19 protein-coding genes and 1 pseudogene are annotated in these 20,979 nt (G+C 69.1%); 13 read left to right on the top strand and 7 right to left on the bottom strand.

What is annotated here, in order from left to right; all coding sequences use genetic code 11:
- Positions 1-108: 108 nt before the first annotated feature.
- From AC0685_RS34570 to AC0685_RS34555, 4 genes are all read left to right on the top strand, one after another.
- A complete protein-coding gene (locus AC0685_RS34570) occupies positions 109-513 on the top strand; it encodes a helix-turn-helix transcriptional regulator (protein ID WP_198941864.1) in 405 nt (134 codons plus the stop codon).
- A gap of 5 nt (positions 514-518) precedes the next feature.
- Positions 519-914, top strand: coding sequence for a VOC family protein (locus AC0685_RS34565; RefSeq protein ID WP_478229339.1), 396 nt, complete (start codon positions 519-521; stop codon positions 912-914).
- Between the two features lie 40 nt (positions 915-954).
- Entirely contained in the window at positions 955-2,823 is a 1,869-nt protein-coding gene (locus AC0685_RS34560; protein ID WP_478229399.1) for a Na+/H+ antiporter, read from the top strand.
- A gap of 181 nt (positions 2,824-3,004) precedes the next feature.
- Entirely contained in the window at positions 3,005-3,691 is a 687-nt protein-coding gene (locus tag AC0685_RS34555) for a histidine phosphatase family protein (RefSeq protein WP_478229338.1), read from the top strand.
- Here AC0685_RS34555 and AC0685_RS34550 read toward each other — a convergent pair.
- The 3 genes from AC0685_RS34550 to AC0685_RS34540 form a co-directional block, all read right to left on the bottom strand.
- Positions 3,654-4,421: an ABC transporter permease gene (locus AC0685_RS34550; RefSeq protein ID WP_478229337.1), complete on the bottom strand. Its 768-nt coding sequence runs from the start codon at positions 4,419-4,421 to the stop codon at positions 3,654-3,656. The two genes, AC0685_RS34555 and AC0685_RS34550, sit on opposite strands and share 38 nt — an antisense overlap.
- Before the next feature lie 21 nt (positions 4,422-4,442).
- The gene (locus AC0685_RS34545) at positions 4,443-4,928 is read right to left on the bottom strand and encodes an MmpS family transport accessory protein (protein ID WP_478229336.1); all 486 of its coding nucleotides are present in this window, start codon (positions 4,926-4,928) and stop codon (positions 4,443-4,445) included.
- Between the two features lie 201 nt (positions 4,929-5,129).
- The gene (locus AC0685_RS34540) at positions 5,130-5,534 is read right to left on the bottom strand and encodes an NUDIX hydrolase (RefSeq protein ID WP_478229335.1); all 405 of its coding nucleotides are present in this window, start codon (positions 5,532-5,534) and stop codon (positions 5,130-5,132) included.
- Between the two features lie 30 nt (positions 5,535-5,564).
- On the opposite strand from AC0685_RS34540, the gene AC0685_RS34535 reads away from it, so the two are divergent.
- Positions 5,565-6,251, top strand: a complete 687-nt coding sequence (locus AC0685_RS34535; protein WP_478229334.1) for a helix-turn-helix domain-containing protein — start codon at positions 5,565-5,567, stop codon at positions 6,249-6,251.
- On the opposite strand, the gene AC0685_RS34530 is transcribed toward AC0685_RS34535, so the two are convergent.
- Positions 6,182-7,705 carry an FGGY-family carbohydrate kinase gene (locus AC0685_RS34530; RefSeq protein ID WP_478229333.1) on the bottom strand — a complete coding sequence of 508 codons (1,524 nt, stop codon included), beginning with the start codon at positions 7,703-7,705 and terminating at the stop codon, positions 6,182-6,184. The two genes, AC0685_RS34535 and AC0685_RS34530, sit on opposite strands and share 70 nt — an antisense overlap.
- A 114-nt stretch (positions 7,706-7,819) precedes the next feature.
- On the opposite strand from AC0685_RS34530, the gene AC0685_RS34525 reads away from it, so the two are divergent.
- From AC0685_RS34525 to AC0685_RS34515, 3 genes are all read left to right on the top strand, one after another.
- Positions 7,820-8,800 carry a LacI family DNA-binding transcriptional regulator gene (locus tag AC0685_RS34525; RefSeq protein ID WP_125682291.1) on the top strand — a complete coding sequence of 327 codons (981 nt, stop codon included), beginning with the start codon at positions 7,820-7,822 and terminating at the stop codon, positions 8,798-8,800.
- 335 nt (positions 8,801-9,135) lie between these two features.
- Positions 9,136-9,717 (top strand): DNA-binding protein, encoded by a 582-nt coding sequence (locus AC0685_RS34520; protein ID WP_340688302.1) that lies wholly within the window; start codon positions 9,136-9,138, stop codon positions 9,715-9,717.
- Between the two features lie 97 nt (positions 9,718-9,814).
- On the top strand, positions 9,815-10,471 hold the full coding sequence (locus AC0685_RS34515; RefSeq protein ID WP_478229332.1) for an RES family NAD+ phosphorylase: 657 nt from the start codon (positions 9,815-9,817) through the stop codon (positions 10,469-10,471).
- Between the two features lie 78 nt (positions 10,472-10,549).
- Here the strand turns inward: AC0685_RS34515 and AC0685_RS34510 are convergent, their stop codons facing one another.
- Positions 10,550-12,511, bottom strand: a complete 1,962-nt coding sequence (locus tag AC0685_RS34510) for a S9 family peptidase (protein ID WP_478229331.1) — start codon at positions 12,509-12,511, stop codon at positions 10,550-10,552.
- Between the two features lie 30 nt (positions 12,512-12,541).
- Positions 12,542-13,516 carry a TerC family protein gene (locus tag AC0685_RS34505; protein WP_478229330.1) on the bottom strand — a complete coding sequence of 325 codons (975 nt, stop codon included), beginning with the start codon at positions 13,514-13,516 and terminating at the stop codon, positions 12,542-12,544.
- Between the two features lie 336 nt (positions 13,517-13,852).
- On the opposite strand from AC0685_RS34505, the gene AC0685_RS34500 reads away from it, so the two are divergent.
- From AC0685_RS34500 to AC0685_RS34480, 5 genes are all read left to right on the top strand, one after another.
- A complete protein-coding gene (locus AC0685_RS34500) occupies positions 13,853-16,744 on the top strand; it encodes an alpha/beta fold hydrolase (protein WP_478229329.1) in 2,892 nt (963 codons plus the stop codon).
- The gene (locus AC0685_RS34495; protein WP_478229328.1) at positions 16,737-17,696 is read left to right on the top strand and encodes an ABC transporter permease; all 960 of its coding nucleotides are present in this window, start codon (positions 16,737-16,739) and stop codon (positions 17,694-17,696) included. Before AC0685_RS34500 ends, AC0685_RS34495 begins: the two co-directional genes overlap by 8 nt.
- Positions 17,697-17,953: 257 nt before the next feature.
- Complete coding sequence (locus AC0685_RS34490; protein ID WP_478229327.1) at positions 17,954-18,376, top strand: hypothetical protein; 423 nt, start codon at positions 17,954-17,956, stop codon at positions 18,374-18,376.
- 182 nt (positions 18,377-18,558) lie between these two features.
- A complete protein-coding gene (locus AC0685_RS34485) occupies positions 18,559-19,329 on the top strand; it encodes an enoyl-CoA hydratase/isomerase family protein (protein WP_478229326.1) in 771 nt (256 codons plus the stop codon).
- A 90-nt stretch (positions 19,330-19,419) separates the two neighbouring features.
- Entirely contained in the window at positions 19,420-20,829 is a 1,410-nt protein-coding gene (locus tag AC0685_RS34480) for a S28 family serine protease (RefSeq protein WP_478229325.1), read from the top strand.
- 73 nt (positions 20,830-20,902) lie between these two features.
- On the opposite strand, the pseudogene AC0685_RS34475 reads toward AC0685_RS34480, so the two are convergent.
- Positions 20,903-20,979: pseudogene (locus AC0685_RS34475) on the bottom strand (helicase-related protein); the annotation flags it as partial.

Below are 20,979 nucleotides of genomic sequence, written 5' to 3'. Positions count from 1 at the left end.
GTCGCCCGAGGCCCCTTCGCCACCCGGCGAGGGGGCCTCTCCCGTCGGGGCGTGGGTTACGCTTTCCGGGTGACCGGCAAACCCGACCCGCGCCTGCGGGACCTGGCGATGCTGCGCCGTGTCCGCGACCGGATCGATCGCGACTACGCGCAGCCCTTGGACGTCGAGGCGCTGGCCCGCGGCGTGCACGTCTCCGCCGGGCACCTCAGCCGCGAGTTCCGCGCCGCGTACGGCGAATCGCCGTACAGCTACCTGATGACCCGCCGGATCGAGCGGGCCATGATGCTGCTGCGGCGCGGGGACATGTCGGTCACCGAGGTCTGCTTCGACGTCGGTTTCTCGTCGCTGGGCACGTTCAGCACGCGGTTCTCCGAACTGGTCGGCATCTCGCCGAGCGCGTACCGCAAACAGGCGGCGGAGGACGGCCGGGGCATGCCCGGCTGCGTCGTCAAACAGGTCATGCGACCGATCAGGAATCGAGAAGCGACGCCTCCACGCGCCGACCTACCTTGAGTCGTATGACCCTCTCGATTCAGGCGTCCTTCCTCCCGGCAGACGATCTCGAGGCTTCACTTTCCTTCTATCGCGACATCCTGGGCTTCGAGGTGCGTGCCCAAGGCCCGCGCCAGGCCACGGTCGGCCCGCCGGGGCAGCCGGAGACGTCGCTCGTGCTCCACCCGCCCGCCGCCGATCCGGAGATCACCGACGAGGAACGCGCCACGATCGCCGAACTGATGGCCAAGGGCGTCCACGGGATCATCGTGCTGTCCACCCCGGACCTGATCGCCACCTTCGACCGGATCCAGGCGGCGGGAGCGGACGTCGTCCAAGAACCGATGAAGCAGTCCTACGGCGCCTTCGACTGCTCTTTCCGCGACCCGGCGGGCAATCTGGTGCGGTTCGAGGAGCGGTAGCCCGGCCTCGGTGCGCGCGCTCTGACGCTCCCGGGTGATGATGAGCGGCGTGGAGATCGCGGTAGAACTAGTGGCACTGGTGGTGGCCGTCCTCCTGGTCACCGCCGCGGCGCGGAAACTCGACTGGTCGGCACCCCTGTGCCTGATCGCCGTCGGGGTCGCGGCCTCGTACGTGCCGGGCGTCCCGGAATACGAGCTGGACCCGGAGGTCGTGCTGCTGGGGCTGCTTCCCCCGTTGCTGTACGCCACCGCGATCCGCACGTCGCTCATCGATTTCCGCCGCAACCGCGGGCCGATCCTGCTGTTGTCGGTGGGGCTCGTCATCTTCACCACGGTCGCGGTCGGGGTCGTGGCGTGGCTGGTGATCCCCGGTCTGCCGCTGGCCGCCGGGCTCGCGATCGGCGCGGTGGTCGCGCCGCCCGACGCGGTCGCGGCCACCGCCGTCGCCCGCAAGGTCGGGATGCCGCGCAAGCTGACCAGGCTGCTGGAGGGCGAAAGCCTGTTCAACGACGCGGCCGCGCTGGTCGCGTTGCGGACCGCCATCGCGGCCATCGCGGGCTCGGTGAGCCTGCTGCAGGTCGGTGGCGACTTCCTGCTGGCCGCGGGCGGCGGGCTGGTGATCGGGTTCGCCGTCGGCGCGCTCGCCGCGCTGATCCGCACCCGCCTCGAAGACCCGGTCACCGACACCGCGCTTTCGCTGGTGGTCCCGTTCGTCGCCTATCTGGCCGCCGAAGCGATCCACGGTTCCGGCGTGATCGCCGTTGTCGTCGCGGGGCTGATCCTCGGGCACAAGGCGCCGAGCATGCTTTCGGGCCGCTCCCGGCTGGCCAGCAGGCTGAACTGGCAGACCATCCAGTTCCTGCTGGAGAACATCGTCTTCCTGCTGATCGGGCTCCAGGTCCGCCGGATCATGACCGAGGTCGGCGACAGCGGGCTGACCGCGCTGGAACTGGTGCTGATCTGCGCCGCCACCCTGGCCGCGACCATCGTCACCCGGATCGTCTGGATGGCGGGTATCGGCCTGGCGCGGCGGGTATTCCGCCGGCACGCCTGGCCGTGGCGGTACTCGGCCGTGATCGCGTGGGCGGGCATGCGCGGTGTCGTCACGCTCGCGGCCGCGTTCGTGCTGCCCGCGGACACCCCGCAGCGGGCCGTGCTGGTCCTGGTCGCGTTCGTCGTGGTGGCGGGAACGCTGCTGCTGCACGGGACGACGCTGCCGGTGCTGGTGCGCCGCCTGAAACTGCCGCCGCCCGACCCGGCCGAGGACGCGCTCCAGGAGGCGGCCGTGCTCCACGACATGACCAGGGCCGCGCTCGAAGAACTGGAGAAGATCCGGACTCCCGAGGACCCGGACGACATCGTCGAACGCCTGCGCAGCCGGCTCCAGCACCGCTCGGACTCGGCGTGGGAGGAACTGGGCAGGCAGAGCGCGCTGACCGAAACGCCGAGCGACGCGTACCGCCGCCTGCGGCTGCGGCTGCTCGAAGTCGAACGGGAGAAGTTCCTGGAGGCGCGCGACTCCGGGATGGCCGATGATGACGTCCTGCGCCGGATCCTCGAACGCCTCGACATCGAGGAATCCATGCTGGACAGGGAGGAGGAGACCGTGCCGGACTCCGATCGGGAACTGCGCACCCCCGCCGCGACGGCGGGATCGTGCAAACATCTGACCAAGGAGTGGCCCGCGATCGAACCCAGCGCCCCGGACTTGTGCGCCGTCTGCGTCGAGAACGGGATGACCTGGGTGCACCTGCGCGAATGCGTCAAATGCGGGAACGTCGCCTGTTGCGACTCCTCACCGGGCAAGCACGCGACCGAGCACTTCCACGACACCCTGCATCCGGTGATGCGCAGCCACGAACCCGGCGAGACCTGGCGCTGGTGTTTCGTGGACAAACAGCTGGGCTAGAGGTCGTGTCCTGTGAGTCTTGTCCGATGGGCTTAGTGATCAAAGTGGTTCCTGGCGGTGCGGGCGGATCGGCCTCGTACCGGGTCGTATTCGGCCGCATCCGCCCGTGCCGTCAGGGACCACCTGGGCGCGAAGACCGCGGACAAGACTCACCGGACACGACCTGGGTATCGTCCGAAGCATGAGCACCCCTGAGCAGGAAGTCGAATACCACCAGCACCGGTTCTCACCTCCGCCGGGCGCGACCGAGATCTTCCTTGTCCGCCACGGTGAATCGGCGCCCGCGAAGGGCAGCGCGCCGTTCGACCTCGTCGACGGGCAGGCCGATCCGGATCTCGCGCCGGAGGGCAGGGACCACGCCGAGCGGGTGGGGCGCCGTCTCGCGGACGAGCGGATCTCCGCGCTGTACGTGACGACACTGCGCCGGACGCCGCAGACCGCGGCGCCCTTGGCGGCGAAGCTCGGGCTCACGCCGGAGGTCGAGCCGGAGCTGAGGGAGATCCACCTCGGCGACTGGGAGAACGGGCTTTTCCGGCGTTACACCTACGAAGGTCACCCGATCGTCGAGCAGCTGTGGCGTGAACAGCGCTGGGACGTGATTCCCGGCGCGGAGACGATGGAGTCGTTCGGCGGCCGGATCAGGGCGGCCATCGGCAGGCTCGCGGCGGCCAACCCGGACCGGAGGATCGCCGTGTTCACCCATGGCGGCGTCATCGGAGAGGTCTTCGCGCAGGCGAGCGGCGCGAAGAACCGGTTCGCGTTCCTGGGCGCGGACAACGGTTCGATCTCGCATCTGGTGGTGTCGGGCGAAGACTGGATGGTGCGGCGGTTCAACGACACGTCGCATCTTCAGTCGCCTTTCGGCTGATCCGGCCCGCCGCGACCAGGTGCACGACGACCAGGACCGCGACCGCTTCGGCGGCCAGCAACCCGATGAGCACGAGCACCTGGGTCACCCCGGCCTGCACCGGCCCGGCGCCACCGAGGAGGACACCGACGTAGGCGCCGGGCAAGGTCACCAGGCCGACCGTCCGGGTCTGGTCGAGGGCGGGGATCAGCGCGTGTCCCGCCGAGGGGCGGCAGATCTCCAGCGCGGCCGGGCGGCGCAGGAATCCCAGCGCCAACGCGGCTTCGTACTCGCCGTGCCGTGACACGAGTTCGCCGAGGGCCCGCCTGGCCGCCTGAGAGGTCGCGGACATCGCGCCACCGATGACGATGCCGGCGATCGGCACGATCGCGATGGGCCGCCACGGGACCACCCCGGTCGCGAGCACCAGGGTCAGCACCGGCACCACGCCGGAGGCGATGGCGAGCGCGACCCACGCCAGATCCTTCGCCACGCCGATCCGGCGTGCGGAGGTGACCGCCGCGATCGTGAACATCAGCAGGACGAAACCGCCGGTCAGCCAGCCTGATTTCAGGATTCCGACGATGACCAGCGACACGGCGGCGAGTTGCACGACGGCGCGTCCGGCCGCGAACAGCACCGCCTTGCCCTGCCCCAACCGCCCGAACTGCACCACCGCCGCGCCGAAGATCGCGAGCACGGCCAGGACCACGGCGAGCACCGGGCCGAACGCGATCGCACCATCCGTCACGCGGATGATCCTGCCGCAGGGTCAGGAGGTACAGGTGACCGGCGCGCCCGCGGCGGGGGCGGTGCGGTCGCTGACGACCACGCCGTCGACGACAATCCGGCACCGCAGCGCGCCGCTGCCCGACCCCTGCGCGGACAGGCTGTAGAACTCGTCGCGGCCTTCCTCGCTCCTGCGCTCGAAGGTGGTGCTCCACGGCGCCGTCACTTCGGTCTTCTGCATGAGTTCCGAACCCTGCGCAACGTAGGTGACGTTCTGGGCGCCCTCCGCGCCGGAAAGCTCGTAGACGACGGAGTGGATCACGGTGCGCACGGCAGCCACGGCCTGTTCGACCTGTGGCACGGGCGGGCTCTGCACAGGCCTCGACGCCTTCGGAAGCACGTAGCTGGTCAGGGTGACGGCGACGGCCATCACACCCAGCACGACCACGACGGTCCCCAGCGGCTTCAGCCTGCCGGGGGCACCCTGCACCGGCGCCGATGCCGGAGGGGTCGCGGTGGGAACACCCATGGAGAGGTCTTCTCTCGTCCGAGCGCGCTTCCGTCGAGCGCGTCGTCTACTTCTCGCACGAAGGTGACTCCGCGTTAGCCGTTATCGGGAAGAAACCCGATATTCACCCTTTTGGGTGTCCCACTGAGTGGAGAATCCCTGGTTATGAGGAGATCGGCGTAAGCACAGTGAGCCGAACAGCTCACTTTGAGTGATCTCGGCCTAATCGACGAGACCCGCCTCGGCGAGCAGCCCGAGCATCCGCCGCCCCGCCGGCGGGCAGAGATGCGCGTCGGCCGACGACAGCCAGGCGGACTCCGCGATCTCGCGGCCCGGCGCGGGCTCTCCGCGATGGCCGGCGGTGTAACAGGTCATGCGGACGCGTCGGCCGTCCGCGAAACCGTCGGCCTGCTCGTTCAGCACCGCGAAGAAGCGAAAGCTCTGCGGGTCGAGCTCGATGCCGAGCTCCTCCTTGATCTCCCGGCACAGTCCGGCGACGTCGCCCTCGCCCGGCTCACGTTTGCCCCCGGGAAGGTAGAACTTGGCCTTGCCCTTGGTCCGCACCGACAGCAGACGGCGGTCGCGGACGTGGATCCAGGCCAGTGAATCGATCTCTGCTTCGGACACGGCCTGATTCTGTCGTAGGTCAGGGGCATCATGGCAACCGTGTATCGGGAGACGACGGCGCCCGGCGAGCTGGCAGGCATGGTGCGCTGCCTGTGGGAGGACACGGGCACGGCACCGAAGCGGATCGTGCCCGACGGCTGCGTGGACCTGGTGGAGAGCGGCGGCGAGGTCTTCGTCGCCGGGCCGGACACCGCGGCCTGGACCTGGGAGACCGGCGAACGGGCAAAGGGCGTGCGGTTCGCCCCCGGCAGAGCGGGTGACATCCTGGGCCTGGGTGCCGACGAGCTACGCGATCAGCGTGTCCCCCTCGGCGACATGTGGGGCAGGGAAGGCGAACTACTGGCCGAGCGGGTGCTCTCAGGTGCCGCTTCGCTGACCGCCGTCGCCGTGCGGCGCGGAACCGGACGAGCCGACCGGGAGATTTCGGAGCTCATCGCCAGACTGGACAGCGGTGCGCCCCGGGTCTCGGCCGCGCTGGAGAGGTTCACCACCGGCGAGCGGCAGTTGCGGAGGCGGTTCACCCTCGCGGTCGGCTACGGCCCCGCCACGTACCTGCGGGTCACCCGGTTCCAGCGCGCCATCTGCCTCGCGGGAACGGCGCCGGATCTCGCCTCGCTGGCGTTTTCGGCAGGGTACGCCGATCAGGCTCACCTGAGCCGGGACTGCCGGGAGCTCTCCGGGCTGAAAGCGAGTGAGTTCTTCCGTGCCAGGAAGTGAGCGATGTCCACAGTGGACCGGTACAGGTCACGGTAACGCGGGTAGAACTCGTCGTAGACCTCGGCGTCCGCGCCGGGGCGGACGATCTCGGCGACGGGGTTCCAGGCTTCGATATCCGGTTCCCAGCCCAGCGCGACCGAGGCGAGAACGGCGTCTCCGAACGCGGCACCGATGGTTTCCGCGGGGATCTCCTGGTCGATCCGCGCGACGTCGCTGACGATCCGCGTCCACACCCCGCCCTGTGTCCCGCCACCGACGGCGACGAACCGGCCGGTGCCCCCACCGGCCTCTCGCATGGCTTCGAGGTTGTGCCGAACGCCGTACGCGGCGGCTTCCAGGGCCGCGCGGTACAGATCGGCACGATCGTGGGACGTGGTGAGCCCGGCGATGACCCCCCTCGCGTCCGGGTCCGGCACAGGTGTCCGTTCTCCCGCGAAGTACGGCAGCATCAGCAGACCGCGGCTGCCGGCGGGGACCCCGGCCGCCGCCGCGGCCAGTTCCCCGAACTCGCCGCCGACGAGATCCCGCAGCCAATCGGTGATCGCGCCGGAGGTGGCCATCCCCGCGGCGAGCGAGTAGCTGCCGGGGAAGGCACCACGCGTCGTCCACAGCCCCTGCCCGGGGCGGGGATCGGCGAGCATCTGGATCAGGAACATCGTGGTGCCGTACATGAGCATGGTGTCCCCGGGCGCGGTGACCCCGACGCTGGTCGCCTCGGCCCAGGCGTCCACCGTCCCCGCTGTGACCGGGATCCCTTGCGGCAGGCCGGTTTCCGCGGCTGCCTCGGCGGTGACCGAACCGGCGACCTCGGTCGGCCACGCGAGCCTCGGCAGCTCGACGCCGGGGGCGATCGCGGCGGCCCGGTCCGCCGCCCAACGAGCCTCGCGCAGGTCGTACATCGGATCGCATTGGCTCGCCGAATGATGGTCGAGGACGTATTCACCGGTCAAGCGCAGCACGAGGAACGAACTCGCCATCAAGAAGAGCTTCGCCCGCTCGAATACGTCCGGCTCGTTTTTGGCCAGCCAGCGCCATTTCGGCCCGACGGCCTGTGAGCCGAGTGCGCTCCCGCCGCGTTCCACAATGGATTCTTCGCCGAATTCGCGGTTCAATTCCCGGATTTCGTCATAGGCGCGGGTGTCGACACCGTAAAGGATCGCCGGGCGCAAGGGCTTCCCGGAAGCGTCGGCCGGCAACAACACCGGCCCGATCCCGCTGACCGACACTCCGATGATGGGATGATCCCCGGCGCCCGCCGAAAGTTCCCTCACCAGCGCCACGAAGTCCTGCCACCAAACGGTTTCCGCGTCGTGCTCGAACCAGCCGGGATGCGGGCGGGATGTTTCGTGCGGTCGAGCTGCCCGCGCCACCACGGTGCCCCGGGAATCGACGAGGACGGCTTTGGAACTGGAGGTGCCGATGTCGATGCCGAGCACCAGGCCCGGTTCCCGCACGACGCCTCCGAACTCCTCCGCGCGAGTAGCGCGATCAGCGGATGGTAACGATTGTCGGTCAAGCTATTCTTCCCGTGCGAGGGTGTCAACACACCTGCGGAAGGGGAGGTCACGGTGGCCACCATCAACGACGTGGCGGCGAAGGCCGGGGTTTCGACGGCGACCGTGTCGAGAACGCTCAACGGGAAGTCCACTGTGGACCCGGTGCTCGCGGCACGGGTGCAGGCCGCCGCGGCCGAATTGGGATATCACCCGAACGGGCTCGCGAGGAATCTGCGCCGTCAGGAGACCGCGGTACTCGCGCTCATCATCTCCGACGTGGAGAACCCGTTCTTCACCGCGATCGCCCGCGGCGTCGAGGACATCGCGCAGACGGCGGGCTATTCGGTGGTGCTGTGCAACGCCGACGACAACGAGGAGAAGGAGCGGCGCTATATAGACGTCGCCCTCCAGGAGCGGGTCGCCGGCGTGGTGCTCTCCCCCACCGGCCGGGCCACCAACGTCGACCGGCTGACCGAACGCGGCACTCCCGTGGTCGCCGTCGACCGGCCACTGCTGAAGAACACCGGCGACCAGGTGCTGGTCGACACCCGGCTCGCCGCCCGCGACGCCACCCGGCACCTGCTCGATGGTGGATACCGGCGGGTCGCCTGCGTCAGCGGGCCGCCTGGGGTGCGCACGGCCGAAGACCGGCTGGCCGGTTACACCGATGCCGTCGGAGAGGAGAACGCGCTCACCCGGCGGGCCGAGTTCCGCGCCGAGGGCGGCAGGCTCGCCGCGCTCAGCCTGCTCGACGAGCCCGAGCCGCCGGACGCGCTGCTGGTCGGCAACAGCACGATGACGATCGGCGTCCTGGAAGCACTGGCCGCACGCGGTCTGCGATCGGGACAGGACGTGGGGATCGTGTCGTTCGACGACGCGCCGTGGACGACGCTGATCGACCCGCCGCTGACGGTGGTCGCCCAGCCCGCGAACGAGGTGGGCAGGGTCGCCGCCGAGCTGCTGCTCGCCCGGATCGGCGACAGCACGCGCAAGGCCACCACGACCACGCTGCAGGCGAAACTGATCGTGCGCCGGAGTTCACGGCGCGACTGACGCCCGGAGATCCCAGGTGCACGACGTGCCTGGGCGACCGGTTCGCACCGGCCGCCCAGGAACGCCCCACCCCCTTGTTCCCCCCAAGCCGGCCCACACCAGCCGGGTTCTCCGAAGCGGTGGGAAGAAATCGTTTACCTTTCGGAAGGTAAGTTCCCGTTTACCACCTGTCAAGCCGAACTCCTGGACAAGCTCGCCCGATCCGGGCAGACTATGGCGACATTGCCTACTGCGCGTGTTTGATTCCGTGCACTCTGTGTTCATCTCTGGTGAATTCCCCCACGAAACCGAGATGAGACCGCACGAACCCGCACAGACGCGTTACCCTAGGCGCTATGTCCATAGCGCTCGAGAACGTTCTCGCCAAGGCGGGCCTGAAGGTCGACGCCAACGAGTTCCTGAACCTCGTCGAGGACGCGGCGCGGAGACTGACTCCACCGAACCCCGATCCGTCGCACTATTTCTCGGCGGACCAGCGGGCCGCGCTCACCGACGTCGGCCTGGACCTCTCCCCCCGGGGCGAGGACGAGCCGGACTTCCGCGCCCGCACGGTCGCCGCGCACGCCGTACTCGCCGATTCCGCGCTGAGCGTGCTGGAAGCGGCGAAGGCACTGGGCGTGGACGACAGCAGGATCCGGCACCGCCTGAAGGAGGGCAGGCTCACCGGCTGGAAGGACCAGGGCTGGCGACTGCCCGCCTGGCAGTTCGCCGGTTCGGGGGTGCTGCCCGGCCTGGAGGTCGTGCTGCGCGCCGTCCCCGAAGACCAGCCCGCGCTCGTCGTCGCCGCGTTCATGAGCACTCCGCAGGCCGATCTGGTGATCAACGAACACCCCGCCACCCCGCGCCAATGGCTCCTCTCCGGCGGCGACCCCGAGCACGTCGCGAGACTGGTGGCCACACTCGGCTCGCCGTTCTGAGATCCTTGCCCGACGACGGAAAATTTCAGTCGGGGGTAGGCCGTAGGCTGACCCCACCGAGCAAGATCACCCGACAAGGACGGACGACTCCCGAGGTATGGCCCGGCTCCCCCTGCCGCCCGCACGCTCTGTCCTGGTCAAGGAGCTGCACCGCACCAACGACGTGGTGACGGTGCACCCCGGCACCAGGCTGGTCAGGATCTTCACCGCGCACGGCAACCACCCCCAGCAGTGGAATTCGTTCCGCTACACCGGCCCGCTCCCGCACGGCCGGTTCGACCCGCAGACCCCTGGTCGTGGCGGCCGTCCGGTCACCGACCCCGGGAACGGCGTCCTGTACTTCGGTCTCACCGTGCGCACCAGCATCGCGGAGGTCTTCCAGACCACGTCGACGGTCGACCGCAAGTCCCGTGGCCCGCGTCTGGTCGTCGTCCGGCCGACCCGCACGTTGCGGCTGCTGGACCTCGCCGGCCTGTGGCCGACCAGGGTCGGCGCCTCGCAGGAGATCTCCAGCGGCCCGAAGAAGATCACCCAGGCTTGGGCCCGCGCCATCCGCGCCGCCTTCGGTGACCTCGACGGCGTCTGGTACCGGTCGTCCATGGACTCCGGCGGCCCCGCGCTCGCGCTGTGGGACCCGCCCGCCGGGGATTCGCTGCCGGTCGCGCCGGACGTGCTGCTCCCGCTGGACCATCCGGGGCTCGACGTGCCGCTCGGCCGGGTGTGCGAAGAGCTGAACTACACGCTTCTCAGCTGACCTCTCGTGCAATGAAGGGGCCTTTCATAGCAAAATTTGCTATGAAAGGCCCCTTCATTGCAGTCCAGGGACCGAAGATCAGAGGTGACGGCCCCACCACTCCAGCACGGCGTCGAACCGCTGCACCCGATGCCGCGGCAGCCCGGAACGCGTGAGTTCGTGTCCCTCGCCGGGGAACAGCAGGAATTCGGCCGCGACGCCGTTCTGCCGCAGTGCCACGTACATCCGCTGCGCCTGCTCCAGCGGGCAACGCCAGTCCTGCTCGGAGTGCGCGACCATGAACGGGATGTCGATCTTCCCCGCGTAAGTCAGCGGGCTGCGCTTGCGCTGCTCTTCGATGTCGTCGCCGGCGTAGCCCCCGGCGAAGAACCAGCCGATGTCGGAACTGCCGACGAACGAGTCCCAGGCGTTGACCGCGCGCTCGCTCCACGCGGCGCGGAACCGGCCGCCGTGGTGCGCGGCGAGCCAGCTGGTCATGAAGCCGCCGTACGAGCCGCCCATCACGCCGACCCGGTCACCGTCCAGATTCGGCAGCTTGAGCGCTTCGTCCAGCAGTGCCAGCAGATCGTCCGCGTCCACGGTGCCGAGGCCGTGGACGATGCTCCGGCCGTGGCTTTCGCCGTAGCCGGCGGAACCGCGCGGGTTGCCGAGAACGACGGCGTAGCCCGCGGCGGCGAGCACCTGCGCCTCGTCGAAGACCTTCCATTCGTACGCCGCGAACGGTCCACCGTGGACCATCAGGACCACGGGATGCGGCCCGTCCCCTTCGGGCCGGACGACCCAGCCGTGGACCGGGTAGCCGTCCGGGGCGGTCGCGTTCAGTTCCTCCAGCGGCAGGATCCCGTTGTCCCGCAAAGCCTTCGAGTAGTCGGTGAGCACGCGCGGTTCACCGTCCGAAAGCAGAACGACGTCGCCGGAGCTCTCGGGAGTCCCGATCACCGCGACGATCCGTTCGCCGTCGACGGCGAACGACTTCACCGCGGTGCGCTCACCCGCCAGGTGGCGCAGAGACTTCAGCTCGGCCAGTTCGGCGTCGAGCGGAACGGCACGTAGCTCGGCGGCACCTCGGGTGCTGACCACGACGAGGACCTCGTCGCCGACGACGACCGGAGGCCCCGCGGCGTTGTCGCAATCCACCGTTTCGACGTCGGTCAGCCGGCGCGGGGACGAGGGCTCGTCACCGGAGGGCCACGGCGCCCGCCAGAGCCCGGTGTTGCGGGCGACGTCCTCCAGACCGGGGAATTCGTTGCCGTAGAACAGGATCGAGCCGTCAGGGGCGACGACCGGCCGGTCCGCTGTGCCCATGGTCCGGACCAGAAGCCGGGGTTCGCCACCGCCCGCGGGCACGGCGTAGACATCCGTACGGACGGTGTCCTCAGCGGCCCAGTCACGCGGGCCGGTGAACAGGACCTGCTCGCCGTCGACCGTCCACGAGGGATGGTCGACGTCGGCCCGGTCGTCGGTCAGCGGCGTGAGCTCGGCAGGCGGCTCCTCGTCCAACGCGGCGACGGCGTCCACGATGAACAGACGCTGTGGACGGTCGTTGAGGAAATCCACGTCGTCGACGCGGTAGAAGAGGTTCGTGATGTGCCGCGGCGCTTCTTCGCCCGGCTCCGGCGTTTCGCCGTCCGCGTTCTCGCTGCCGTAGCGGCCCGGCTCGGGCACACGGGCGACGAAGGCGATCCGGCGGGAATCGGGTGCCCAGACCGGGGCACCCGCGCCGAGGGGCAGGCCGGTGATCCGCTTCGCGTCGCCACCGGCCGCGGGCATCACGTGCACCTGCGGCTTGGCCGCACGCCCGGAGCCCTCTCCCGCCCGGAGGAACGCGACCCATCGGCCGTCCGGCGAGATGGCGGGGGCGGAGTCCTTGGTCCCGTGGGTCCAGGCCCGTTCTCCGCCGCCACCCGGATCGACTCTGCGCAGGGCTCCGCGGTAGCTGTTCGTCTTCAGATCAGGCCTGCTCACCGCGGTGAGCAGCAGGTCGCCGTGCAGCGCGAGGATGCCGGGGACCGTCAGGGCTTCGATGTCAACGGGACGCACGGCCCCGACGGTACCCGATCCTTAGCAGCTCTAACTACTGATTGAAGACTCCTGCTCAGCGGCTTCCAGCTTCTTCGCCTTCGCGAGGCTGGCCACCGTCGTCACGGTCAGGACCACGACGATGACGCCCAGGGAGACCCAGTTGTTGATGTCCAGCCAGTCCGGGACGACGTGGTACTCGTGCAGCGCGTGCAGGAACAGCTTGGCGCCGATGAAGGCGAGGATCACCGCGAGACCGTAGGACAGGTACACCAGCTTGGTGACCAGGCCACCGAGCAGGAAGTACAGCTGGCGCAGGCCCATCAGCGCGAACGCGTTGGCGGTGAAGACCAGGAAGGCCTCCTGCGTGATACCGAAGATCGCGGGGATCGAGTCGACCGCGAACAGCAGGTCCGCGCTGCCGATCGCGACGATCACCAGGAACATCGGGGTGATCCAGCGCTTGCCGTCCTTCTTCACGAAGGACTTGTGGCCGTGCCACTCGTCGGTGACGGGGAAGAGCTTGCGCACCCAGCGGGTGAGCGCGTTCTCCTCGTATTCCTCTTCTTCGTCCTTGTTGCGGACCATGCTGATCGCGGTCCAGATGAGGACGGCGCCGAAGAGGAAGAAGACCCAGACGAACTGCGCGATCAGCGCGGCGCCCACGGCGATGAACACGCTTCGCATGGCGAGCGCGAGCAGGATGCCGATCAGCAGCACCCGGTGCTGGTGGATCGCGGGCACCTTGAACGACGTCATGATGATCATGAAGATGAACAGGTTGTCGACGCTCAGCGAGTACTCGGTGATATACCCGGTGAAGAACTGGACCCCCGGGTCATGTCCGGCGAACACCCAGACGCCGACGCCGAACGCGACGGCCACGGCGATGTAGAAGATGACCCACCTGGCGGCTTCGCCGGTGGTGACCTCATGCGGCTTGCGATCGACGATGACCAGGTCGAGTGCGATCAGCGCGAGCAGACCGCCGACCGTGGCGATCCATAGCCACAGGGGAACAGACATGTAACCAACCCTCCGGAAAGTGCACAGCAGCAACTAACCGGAGGTCTCTTCCGCCGGTGCGAAACCGGCCGACGGTGCCGGGGGCCTGCGAAGACCACCGTGCTGACGACACCGCCGCGAAGGAATACTCCCCTCACAGCTGGTCCAGTCTGACCTGTCTGTACGCATGACGCCAGTTAAGGTTGCCCTTGTCACCAAGATGATGGCGTAACTCCCGTCACACCCACCTCTTCTCGCTCCTTGAGTACCCGTTCCGGTGGCGGCTTAACGGCACGCTTGTGTGGTCCGTGTGTGCCGGGGAAGCGGTTCTCAGCTTCAGTGAAATACGGTCATTCCGTGCCCCGAATCCCGCTCCCTCGCACGCGAGGCGCGAAACTCACCGCGCTCGCCGCGGTCGTGGTGGTCCTGGCCGCCGCGGCCGTCGTGTGGACGAACGGCGAACCCGCCCCGTCCGCGGTCAGAACCCAGGACGCGACCCTCGACCTGCCCGAAACCCCGGGCTCGTCCGAGGTCGTGAAGATCGACACGACCACGTATCTGCCCGAACAGACCCCGGCTCCGGCCGTCCTGCTCGCCCACGGTTTCGGCGGTGACAAGAACAGTGTCGCCACCGAAGCCCGCGAACTCGCCGACAAGGGTTTCGTCGTGCTGACCTGGTCCGCGCGCGGTTTCGGCCGCAGCACCGGGAAGATCGCGCTGAACGACCCCGACCGGGAGGTCGCCGACGCCAAGAAGCTGATCGACGGTCTGGCCGCCCGGCCCGAGGTCCTCAGCGAGAACGGCGACCCGAAGGTGGCCGTGTCCGGCGCTTCGTACGGCGGCGCGCTTTCCCTGCTGCTCGCCGGGACCGACAAGCGGGTCGACGCGATCGCGCCGGTGATCACCTACAACGATCTCGCGCAAGGCCTCTTCCCGAACGCCGCCGCTCCGGCCGCGCCGAACGCCACGACCCCGGCCGCCGGCGCGTTCACCGCGGACGGCGTCTTCAAGAAGTCGTGGGCGGGCATCTTCTTCTCCGCCGGTTCCGGCGCGGCGCAGAGCGGCTCCCCCGCCAACGACGCGCCCGAAGCCGGTGACGAGACGAGCGAATCCGGTGCGGCACAGGGCACGGGCGCGGCGGGGGCCGCGGCGCAGTCGCTGCCGCTCGGCGGCCAGAACGGGCAGCGGCCACCGTCCGGCCCGGCCGACCCTTGTGGACGGTTCACCGCCGAGGTCTGCCAGGCCTACACCGAGCTCGCCACCACGGGGAAGGCGAGCCAGAAGACCGTCGACCTGCTCCGCCGGGTGTCCCCCGCGTCCGTGACGGACAAGATCACCGTGCCGACCCTGCTGGTACAGGGCGAAAGTGACACGCTGTTCGGGTTGGACCAGTCCGACGCGACCGCCCGGCAGATCACCGCGGCGGGTGGCAAGGTCCGCACGATCTGGTACACCGGCGGCCACGACGGCGGGAAGCCCGGGCAGAAACTGCGCGCGCAGATCGCCGACTTCCTCAAGTTCTCCCTCACCGGGCAGGGCACCGATGCCGGTACCGGGTTCAGCTACGACATCCAGGGCACGCTGCGGGCCAACGGCGCCCCCTCGGTCCGGACGGTCACCGCACCGGCGTACCCGGGAGCGACCGGGGACGCCACCGAGCGGCGGCAGTTCACCCTGGCGGGCCCGGCCCAGCCGGTCGTGCGGCCCGCCGGCGGCAATCCCGCCGCGGTGAGCGGGATCCCCGGCTTGAACGGAGCGGTTGCGGGTTCGTCCCGGCTTTCCGGCCTGTTCAGCCTGGACCCGCCGGGGCAGGCCGCGCAGTTCGCGACACCGCCGCTCGACGCGCAGACGATCGCGGCCGGTTCGTCGACAGTCCGGCTGCAGGTCTCGGCCGATCCGTCCGCCGCGGCTCCCCAGAAGGAAGCCGTCCTGTTCGCGAAGCTCTACGACGTCAACTCGGAAGGTGTCCGGACACTTCCGGCCAACGCCGTCGCGCCCTTCCGCGTCTCGGGCCTTCCTGCCGACGGCAGCCCGGTCGAGGTGACGGTGACCCTGCCGGGCATCGTGCGGCCCTTGGAGGCCGGGCACACGCTTCGGCTGGTCGTCGGCACGACGGACCAGGCGTTCGCGACGCCGGTCGAGCCCGCCGTGTTCCGCATCGGGCTGGCGGACGGCGGACGGCTCGGTGTGCCGGTCGTTCCCGGCAACTCGGTCGGCGCGGGCGCGCCCACCGCGCAGTTGCTCGGGATCGCCGGAACGCTGCTCGCGGGGATCGCGATCACCGTGATCGCCGCGTTCCGCCGCCGCCGTGCCCACGACGTCGACGAGAGCCTGGCGAGGACGCCGCTCGTGATCGAAGGTCTGCGCAAGGCCTACGCGGGCGGGTTCGTCGCGGTGAAGGATCTGTCGTTCCGCGTCGAACCCGGCCAGGTGCTCGGCCTGCTCGGGCCGAACGGCGCGGGCAAGACGACGACCCTGCGCATGCTGATGGGGCTCATCACGCCGACCGCGGGCACCATCCGCGTATTCGGCCACCTGATCGCGCCCGGCGCGCCGGTGCTGTCCCGGATCGGGTCCTTTGTGGAGGGTTCCGGCTTCCTGCCGCATCTGTCCGGCAAGGAGAATCTGGAGCTGTACTGGGCGAGCACGGGCCGCCCGAGGGACAAGGCGCATTTCGCCGAGGCACTGGAGATCGCGGGGCTCGGCGACGCGGTGAACCGGCGGGTCCGCACCTACAGCCAGGGCATGCGGCAACGGCTCGCGATCGCGCAGGCGATGCTCGGCCTGCCGGAGCTGATGGTGCTCGACGAACCGACCAACGGGCTCGACCCGCCACAGATCCACCAGATGCGTGAGGTGCTCCAGCGCTACGCGGCGACCGGGCGCACCGTGGTGGTCTCGAGCCACCTGCTGGCCGAGGTCGAGCAGACCTGTACGCACGTGGTCGTGATGCACCGCGGCATGCTGGTCGCCTCGGGTGAGGTCGGCGAACTGGCCGCGTCCAGCGGCGAGGCGACGTTCCGCGTCGACAAGCCCGCCGAAGCGGCCGAAGCGCTGCGGAAGGTCGGCGGCGTTTCCGGCGTCGATGTCGACGGCGAACTGGTCCACGCGGATCTCGACGGTCTCGCGCGCGCCGAGGCGGTCGCCGTCCTGGTGCGGGCCGGGGTCGCGGTCGAGCAGGCCGGGCCGCGGCGCCGTCTGGAAGACGCGTTCCTGCAGCTGGTCGGAGAGGACTCGAAGGGTGAGTAAGACCAATGGTTCCGGCCCGGCGACCCGGGCGGATCACGGCGTGCACACCGATCCGGCGGCCCTGCTGGAGCTGACCGAGGTCGCGTCGCACGAACCGACCGAGGTCGGCCCCGACGGGGCGGTGGCGGGGTACCGCGCCGACCGGACACTGCGGCTCGGCGTCGAACTGAAGCGGCAGCTCAAACGGCGGCGGACCCAGCTGATGCTGGGGTTCGCCGCGCTGCTGCCGTTCATCCTGGTGATCGCGTTCGAGATCGGGCAGGCCAACCCGAACCGCCGCAGCGGCGGCTTCGTCGACCTGGCCACCGCGAGCGCGCCGAACTTCGTGGTGCTCGCGCTGTTCGTCTCCGGGACGTTCCTGCTCCCGATGATCGTGGCGTTGTTCTACGGCGACACGATCGCGAGCGAGGCGTCCTGGTCGAGCCTGAAGTACCTGCTCGCGATGCCGGTCCCCCGGCATCGGGTGCTGCGGCAGAAGGCGATCGTCTCGGGCATCCTGTCCGCGGTCGCGCTGATCCTGTTACCGCTGGTTTCGCTGGTGGTCGGCGTCATCTGGTACGGCGCGGGCGACGCCATCAGCCCGACCGGGGACGCGGTGTCGTTCGGCGACAGTCTCATAGCCATGGGGCTCGCGACGATCTACATCATCCTGCAGCTGGCGTGGGTGGCCGGTCTGGCGATGCTGCTCTCGGTCGCCACCGATGCCCCGCTGGGCGCCGTCGGCGGGGCGGTGATCGTCGCGATCGTCTCGCAGATCCTCGACCAGATCACCGCGCTGGAAGGGCTGCGCGACTACCTTCCGACGCATTTCGCCTTCTCGTGGATGGACCTGATCTCGACCGACATCGACTGGACGAACATGGCCAACGGCATGCTGTCCGCGGCGTTGTACGGCACGGTGTTCTTCCTTCTGGCGGGCCGCCGGTTCGCGACGAAGGACATCACCAGCTGAGAGCGTTTCCGTACCGGAAAATCACCGGGGTCCACTGGGAAGACGAAATCCTCTTCCCTGGTGGGCCCCGGTTTTCACTGGCCGTGGCGACCTTCACCCATTAGCGCCGGTAATCGGTGTTTCATGCGCATGAGAACATTGATTTTCGGATCATCGACTCATTGGGTGAAAACCTCGAATTCATCTTCGGAGACCTCCGGGAAATCCTTATCTTCAGTGGAAAGGTGCCGACGCGAGCGGAAAGCGGGGATGTCACCATGACCCAGTCAGTCGAGACCCCGGTCCAAGAATTCTCTCTTGATTGGACCATGACCGCAGGCAAGGGCGGCCGGGTCGGATTCGCCGTCTCGGGCCAGGTAACGCTTCTCGACAACAATCGGTTCTACAAGATCGACGGGGTCCTCTACATCTCCGAGGGCAGCGCCTACTGCCGCGAAATCGGCAATCCGCATCTTTTCGTCCGGCGCAACGGCGTCGAGGAGAGCGGCAGGCAGTGGGGCTGGGAAACGATCTGCAACCGCAAGTCCTGTTCCAGGCTGTGTTCGATGGACGCCTACTTCGTGCGCACCGGCTACTGGGCGCCCGCCGACCGCGCCATCCAGCTCAGCATCGGCGCCGAAACCGGCTGGAACCGCAAGCGGTCCTTCAGCCCGACGGTCACCGTGCGCCTCCGGGACTGAGCGGTGGCTCCCCGGCTGAGGTTCTCCGGCTAAGTTTCGGCCGGAGGCTCGGGTTCGCGGAGGCGGACCGCTGATCTGGCTGGGTGAGTGGACAACTCCACGCCGCGGCCCGGCTGCGGCAACCCGAAAGCGCGATCAGCGGTCCACTGTAGATCCTCGCGGGCTCGGGTACGGTCGAGGCCATGGCCACCTCCTCGATCCGTGTGGACGACGAAGGCGGGATCGCCGTCGTCACCCTTCAGCACGGCAAGGCGAACACCCTCGACACCGAGTTCTGCCAGGAACTGGTCGTCCGGCTCGAAGACGTCCAGCTCGGCGGCCATCGCGGTGTCGTGCTGACCGGGACCGGCGGCATCTTCTCGGCGGGTGTCGACCTGCGGCGTGTTCACGACGGCGGCGCGGACTATCTCGAGGACTTCCTGCCGGCGCTGTCGGACGCGTTCCTCTCGGTCTTCGGTTTCCCCGGCCCGGTGATCGCGGCCGTCAACGGGCACGCGATCGCCGGCGGGGCGGTGCTCGCCGCCGCCTGCGACCGCCGCGTCCTCGCCGACGGCCCCGGCCGGATCGGGATCACCGAGCTGCTCGTCGGCGTGCCGTTCCCGTTGGCGGCGCTGGAGATCCTGCGGTCCGGGTTCGGCGCCGACGTCCTCGCCGAACTCGCGTTCCTCGGCGAGACCCATCTGCCCGCGGACGCGCTCCGGCTCGGCCTGGTGAACGAGGTGACCGCGCCCGGGAACGTCGTCGAGCGGGCGGTGGAGGTGGCCAGGAAGCTCGCCGAGATCCCGGCGGCCGCGTACGCGCACACGAAGGCGCAGCTGCACCGGCCGTTCCACGAGCGCATCGCCGAACACCGCACCGGCGACGACGCCCACGTCCTCGATCTGTGGAGCTCCCCCGAAGCCCTCGCGGCCATCAAGGCCTACGTCGACCGGGTGCTCAGCGGCCGGGCCTGATCTTCGGGCTCGACCGGATAGGCGATTGCCCACCGGCGGGGACTCTGTGAGTATCCGACCGCTCAACAGGTCCCGATGGGGAGGGCATGGATGCGGAAGCTCACGGCCGCGTGGCCGGTTCTGGCGATCACCGTTCTCGCACTGGCCGGGCTGACCCCGGCGGCGCAGGCGGCACCCGGAGACATCGAGGACGCGCTCGGGCGGATACCCGGGCTGACCGTCGTCTCGGAGAATCCGGCGCCGACCGGGTACCGGTTCTTCAAACTCAGCTACACCCAGCCGGTCGACCACCGCAGGCCGGACCGCGGCACCTTCCAGCAGCGGTTCACGTTGCTGCACAAGGAATTCCGGTCGCCGACCGTGGTGTACACGAGCGGGTACAACGTCTCGCAAGCGCCCAATCGCTCGGAGCCGACACAGATCGTCGACGGCAACCAGCTGTCCATGGAGTACCGGTTCTTCACTCCCTCCCGGCCGGACCGTCCGGACTGGGGCAAGCAGCTGACGATCTGGCAGGCGGCCGCCGATCAGCACCGCGCGGTCGAGGCGTTCAAGCGGATCTATCCGGGCAAGTGGCTCGCGACCGGCGGCAGCAAGGGCGGCATGACGGCGACCTACTTCCGTAGGTTTTTCCCGGACGACGTCGACGCGACGATCCCGTACGTCGCGCCCAACGACGTCATCAACGCGCACGACCGCTACAACCGGTTCCTGGCGAACGTCGGCGACGATCCGGCCTGCCGGTCGGCGCTGAAGGCGATCCAGCGTGACGTGCTGACCCGGCGTCCCGAGTTCGCGGCGCTCGCCGCCGCCGACGCGGCCAAGAACGGCTACACGTTCAAGACCGTCGGCTCGGCGGACGTGTCACTGGAGATCTCCGTGATCGACTCGTACTTCGCCTTCTGGCAGTACCAGAGGCAGTCCGACTGCGCGACGATCCCGAAGGCGGGTGCTCCGGCGGCGGAGATCTACGCCTGGTTCGAACGCGTCGAAAGCCTGAACACCTACTCCGACCAGAACCTCGAGGTCTACGTCCCGTACTACTTCCAGGCGGCCTACCAGCTCGGCGCCCCCGAATCCTACGAAGGATATCTGCGGGATCTACTGCGCTACCCGGGCTCCAACGTGTCGCGGACGTTCGTGCCGGAATCGGTCGACATCCCGCGGTTCGACCACCTGGCGATGCCGGACATCGACTTCTGGGTGAAGTCTCAGGGGAAGCGGCTGATGTTCGTCTACGGCGGGAACGACCCGTGGAGTGCGGAGCCGTTCAGGCTCGGCTTCGGCACGAAGGACTCCTACAGCTACACGGTGCCGGGCGGGAACCACGGCGCCCGGATCTCGCAGCTTCCCGCGGCCCAGGCCGCCGAAGCGACGAACACCGTGCGGCGGTGGGCCGGTCTGCCTCCGGTCTCGCCGGGCGTCAGCACGCGTTCGGTGCCCGCCGGGTTCCCGGACTTCGATGCCGACCTGACCATGCTGGAGCGCCGTCGCCTCTGACCCCCTCACGCGTTTCGTCCTCTGAATGCGGTACTTGCACACGCAAGGATCGCAACCAGAGGACGAAACGCGGCTATTTGATGCCGGCCGCGTCCATGCCCCGGAGCTCCTTCTTGAGGTCCGCGACCTCGTCCCGCAGCCGGGCGGCCA

Source organism: Amycolatopsis sp. NPDC043889 (genome assembly GCF_056435645.1).
This window is presented reverse-complemented; position numbering and strand designations above follow the sequence as displayed.

Bases quoted from the DNA above. Each gene is read 5' to 3' on its own strand.
- AC0685_RS34545 (WP_478229336.1), bottom strand. From the start codon at position 4,928: ATGGGTGTTCCCACCGCGACCCCTCCGGCATCGGCGCCGGTGCAGGGT.
- AC0685_RS34480 (WP_478229325.1), top strand. From the start codon at position 19,420: ATGCGGAAGCTCACGGCCGCGTGGCCGGTTCTGGCGATCACCGTTCTC.
- AC0685_RS34515 (WP_478229332.1), top strand. From the start codon at position 9,815: ATGGCCCGGCTCCCCCTGCCGCCCGCACGCTCTGTCCTGGTCAAGGAG.
- AC0685_RS34565 (WP_478229339.1), top strand. From the start codon at position 519: ATGACCCTCTCGATTCAGGCGTCCTTCCTCCCGGCAGACGATCTCGAG.
- AC0685_RS34570 (WP_198941864.1), top strand. From the start codon at position 109: ATGCTGCGCCGTGTCCGCGACCGGATCGATCGCGACTACGCGCAGCCC.
- AC0685_RS34505 (WP_478229330.1), bottom strand. From the start codon at position 13,516: ATGTCTGTTCCCCTGTGGCTATGGATCGCCACGGTCGGCGGTCTGCTC.
- AC0685_RS34555 (WP_478229338.1), top strand. From the start codon at position 3,005: ATGAGCACCCCTGAGCAGGAAGTCGAATACCACCAGCACCGGTTCTCA.
- AC0685_RS34560 (WP_478229399.1), top strand. From the start codon at position 955: ATGAGCGGCGTGGAGATCGCGGTAGAACTAGTGGCACTGGTGGTGGCC.
- AC0685_RS34485 (WP_478229326.1), top strand. From the start codon at position 18,559: ATGGCCACCTCCTCGATCCGTGTGGACGACGAAGGCGGGATCGCCGTC.
- AC0685_RS34535 (WP_478229334.1), top strand. From the start codon at position 5,565: ATGGCAACCGTGTATCGGGAGACGACGGCGCCCGGCGAGCTGGCAGGC.
- AC0685_RS34490 (WP_478229327.1), top strand. From the start codon at position 17,954: ATGACCCAGTCAGTCGAGACCCCGGTCCAAGAATTCTCTCTTGATTGG.
- AC0685_RS34520 (WP_340688302.1), top strand. From the start codon at position 9,136: ATGTCCATAGCGCTCGAGAACGTTCTCGCCAAGGCGGGCCTGAAGGTC.